4 protein-coding genes are annotated in these 3991 nt (G+C 72.2%); 1 reads left to right on the forward strand and 3 read right to left on the reverse strand.

Going from position 1 to position 3991, the window contains the following annotated elements; all coding sequences use genetic code 11:
* A partial coding sequence (locus AC13HU_RS33650) for an AfsR/SARP family transcriptional regulator (RefSeq protein ID WP_483045781.1) occupies window positions 1-2171 on the forward strand: 2171 nt, incomplete at its 5' end.
* Window positions 2172-2345: 174 nt separating this feature from the next.
* Here the strand turns inward: AC13HU_RS33650 and AC13HU_RS33655 are convergent.
* The 3 genes from AC13HU_RS33655 to AC13HU_RS33665 form a co-directional block, all read right to left on the reverse strand.
* On the reverse strand, window positions 2346-2819 hold the full coding sequence (locus tag AC13HU_RS33655) for a hypothetical protein (protein ID WP_483045782.1): 474 nt from the start codon (window positions 2817-2819) through the stop codon (window positions 2346-2348).
* 286 nt (window positions 2820-3105) lie between these two features.
* Window positions 3106-3444 carry a hypothetical protein gene (locus AC13HU_RS33660; RefSeq protein WP_483045783.1) on the reverse strand — a complete coding sequence of 113 codons (339 nt, stop codon included), beginning with the start codon at window positions 3442-3444 and terminating at the stop codon, window positions 3106-3108.
* A gap of 18 nt (window positions 3445-3462) precedes the next feature.
* Window positions 3463-3991: GNAT family N-acetyltransferase (locus AC13HU_RS33665; protein ID WP_483045784.1), on the reverse strand; the 529-nt coding region annotated here is incomplete at its 5' end.

Here is a 3991-nt window from a genome sequence, read left to right on the forward strand (position 1 = left end):
CCCCCACCCCGCCCGTCACCCCGTTCACCGAGCAGGACGACCAGCCCGACCTGTGGTGGTGCCCGGCCCGCGGCGCGGCCCTGCTCAGCGCCGACGAGGTCCGCGACATCACCGCCCCCTACCCCGCGCTCGTCAGCTTCGGCACCACCACCGAGCAGGAACCGGTCCTGGTCAACCTCGAGTCCGTGGGGCTGCTGCGCCTGGCGGGCAGCGCCCAGGACGTCCGCGCGGTCATGCTGGGCCTGGCCGTCGAGCTGGCCTCCTCCGGACTCGCCGACGACGCCACCATCATGCTGGCCGGCCTCGGCGGGGAGCTCGTCGACGCCTTCCCCATCCACATCGAGCACCACGAGCGGATCGAGGAGGCGTTGCCGGATCTGCGGGCCCACGACGCTGCGCAGCGCGCCGCGTTGGCCGCTGCCGACCTCGACGGCCTGGAGGAGGCCCGGCTCGCGGCCGAGGGCGGCGACGCCTGGGTGCCGAAGATCCTCATCGCCGCTCCGGCACCGGTCGGTGACGAAGCCGACGCCTTGGCGGACCTGCTGTCCTCCCGGCCCCGGACCGCGGCCTGCGTGATCAGCGCAGCACACGAGGACTTGGACCTGACCGGCGCGTGGACGCTGCCGGCGGCCGCCGGGGCTCCGGTGTCGCTGCCGGGGATGGACTTGGAGGTCACCCTTCAACGGCTCGACGAGGACGCCTACCAGCCGCTGCTCGAACTGCTGGTGACCGCGAACCGCACCGACGACGTACCCGCACCGGCCTGGACCCACGCGACATCCGGGGAACCGGTGCCCAACGGGCCGACCCAGGTAACGTCGTCGCCCGCGGGCGACTCCGCTCTGGCACAGGACACCTACGCGGTCCCCGACGCCGGACAGGACGGCGGCGGCCAGCCCGACGAGGAGCCCGCCGGCTTCCCGCTCCCCGACAGCGCCGTCGCGGACGGCGGCGAGCTCGATACGGACGAGCTGGCAGCCGAGCCCGAGGTGCCGCAGGGCGTGCGGGTCTCCGTCACGGTCTCGGACTCCTCGCTGGCCACCGCTCTGCCCGACATCAGCGCGCTCGCGCCCGCGGTGACCGGCCCGGTCTCTGGCGACGACACCCCCGCCCCGACCGCCGAGGAAGAGGACTCCGGGCTGTCGCCGGACCTGTTCGACGCCACCTTGCAACAGGTGATGGCCGAACACGCAGGTACGGCGAGCACCGGCGACGGCAGCGAATCGCCGTACGAAGACCCGGACGAGTCCGGGCCGGAGGAACTGGGCGCGACCGCCGGGGAGTCCGTCTCCGGGCTCGCGCCCGCAGCCGTCGCCGGCGCGACGCCCGCCGCGGTGCCGGCCCCGCGGGTGACCGCGGTGACCTCGAGCGTTCTCGCTGCGCTGCACACCCCGCCGGACCAGCCGGCCGGGCCGCAGGTCCGGGTCCTGGGCCCGGTCGACGTCGTCGGCACCCTCGGCAAAGTGGAGTCCAACCGCCGCAACACGCTCACCGAAATCTCCGCCTGGCTGATCCTCCACCCCGGCAAGACGCGCCACGAACTGGACGAGGCGATCTGGCCCGGCCAGCGGGTGCGCGCCGACCGCCGCAACAACAGCATCAGCAAGCTGCGCTCCTGGTTCGGCCGGGATCCGCTGCTGGACGCCGACGACCCGGCGTCCGCCTACCTGCCGCTGGTCACCGACGGCCTGTACTCCTTCGGGGAGCAGGTCACCAGCGACTGGAGCCAGTTCCAGCAGCTGTACCTGGAAGGGATGCACAGCAGCGGCACGGACGCGGACACCGCGCTGGCCACCGCGCTCGCCCTGGTGCGGGGCCGGCCGTTCAGCGACATCGACCAGTCGCGGTACGCCTGGGCGGAGTACGACATCCAGGAGATGATGTCCGCGATCGTCGACGTAGCCCACGAACTGGCCACCCGCCGCAGGGCCGTACGCGACTACCGGGCGGCGGCCGCCGCCGCGTCCAAGGGCCTGGTGTGCGACCAGCAGGCGGAGCTGCTGTACCGGGACCTTTTCACGATCTACACCGAGACCGGTGATCAGGCCGGGTTGGAGCGCACCGCGCACCAGTTGACCAGGATCGCCGTCGAGACCGGGGCCGATTCCTCTCCGGAGACCGTGGCGCTGGTCAACGCGCTGCTCGACGCGAACCGCATCGCCTCGGCCTGACGGCGCACCCCTGACCAGTCCGGGATGCCCGGCCCCGCGGCCCGCCACAGGCGGGCGGAACCCCTCTGCCAGGCCAGGCACCCCGGAGACCGGGAAGTGCCGGCTTCCGCGCGCTGTCGGCCGGCCATTGCTCGCTCATCCGTGACACGGGCGCGCCGCAGGGGTGAAGGAGTATCACTGGAACATGAAGTCGACTCCGAAGTCGGCGAGCTCGACGAGGATCTCAAGGGCCGTCTCGGCCGCCTGAAGGCGCTCGTCGTCCGACAGCGCGTCGCAGACGGCATACAGCCCGGCGGGGCCGAGCCCGAGGAGGTTGTACTCGGCGGCGATGCTGCGGAAGGCCGCTGACGGCTGGAATGGGGCATCGGCGCCCTCGGCCCCCTCCAGCAGGACCCACGGCAACTCGCCGTAGGTCTCGGAGGTGGTCAGACATGCCCAGCCAGCGAGCACGCCCGTGGTCGAAGGGTCCTGGGCTACAAGCGCCAGCAGCTGCTGCCTGCACTGCGCGCACCGGTCCAGGGTCGCGTCGTACAGCTGCGCGACCAGACCCACGACGGCACCGTGCTCCCGCTCTTCATCGGCGGTCGGCGGAAACCAGCGCCGCCGTGGCTGGTGAACGTGATCGGTGGTGAGAAGGATCCTGGCCACGAAAGCCCTCCGAGATGGTGCCGTCCGAGCCTTCCCATCGTCCCGGAGTCCAGGCCGCAGCGCCCACACATTCACCCAAGGCACACGCAACAGCAAGCCCGCATCGACCGGAGGGGCCTGAGCTGAAGGCACCGACGATCGCGCGCTCCGCGGAGCCACTCCGCCTCCGGCAGCCCTCCGGAATGGGGTCGGACGCCGTCGTCCTGCCCGTCGGAGCGGCGGATGCCGGGGCCGCAGGTCGCTCGGGCGCGCTGCTCGGCGGCAGCCTGTGCCCCGCGCGATCCGTTCACCGGTCGAACTCGACGTCTCCGGCTTCTCCGAAGGTGATCGCGTGCAGGGTGAACCCGAGGGACTGAAGTGACTGGAGGTCGTGTTCTTCACCCTCCAGCGACTGAGCGCGGCTCCATGCCTCGTTCTCGTCTTGTGTCGTCACGGTCAGTCGGACCGTGGCGAACGTAGTGAAGGAGCGTGGGGAGTCCACGGGGGTGTCGCGCGCCGCCGAGCAGAAATCGGGGGCGCAGGGAATTTGGCGCACACGGTACTTGGCCCAGGGGAGCTGGTGGTCGCACAGGGTCCGCTTAGTGTCGCCGTGCTCGCAGCGCTCGGCGATGTGGAAGTGCCGCACGGGGTCCTCCTCGGGTGATCAGTAGCGGAGCCGGAGGCGCCGAGGGTCGAACCGGGCGCGGGCGGGCAGCGAGGCGCCGGGGAGCAGCCCGGTGATGATCGGGGCCGGAGCGTCGCGGACGGCTGCGAGGCGCACCGGCGGTCGCAGCGCCTTGGCGGACATGCGGGTGTCGTCGGTGGGGTCCTCGTTGACGAGGCCGAGCAGGCGGTCGCCTGGGGTGTGTACGAGCAGCTGGTTGCCGAGGGTGTAGCCGAGGTGCTGGTAGAAGGCGTCCAGGTGGGGGCCGTGGTTGAGGGTCATCAGCCCGTATCCCGCCTGCGCGAAGCGGGCTTCGGCGTGCTGGACCAGGGTGCGGGCGATGCCGCCGCCCCGGTGTGCGGGGCGGACGGCGACGGCGTGGATCATGCCGAGCCGTGCGGCCAGGCGGTCCCGGAGCGCCGGTGTGTCGACTCCGGGGTGTTCGAAGATCCAGCGCGGTTCACCCGCCAGGAGGGCGCCGGCGATCCCGCCGTCGGGGGCCTCGGCGATCAGGAGGAGCTGGCGTTCG

This window comes from Streptomyces sp. NH27, assembly GCF_056859195.1.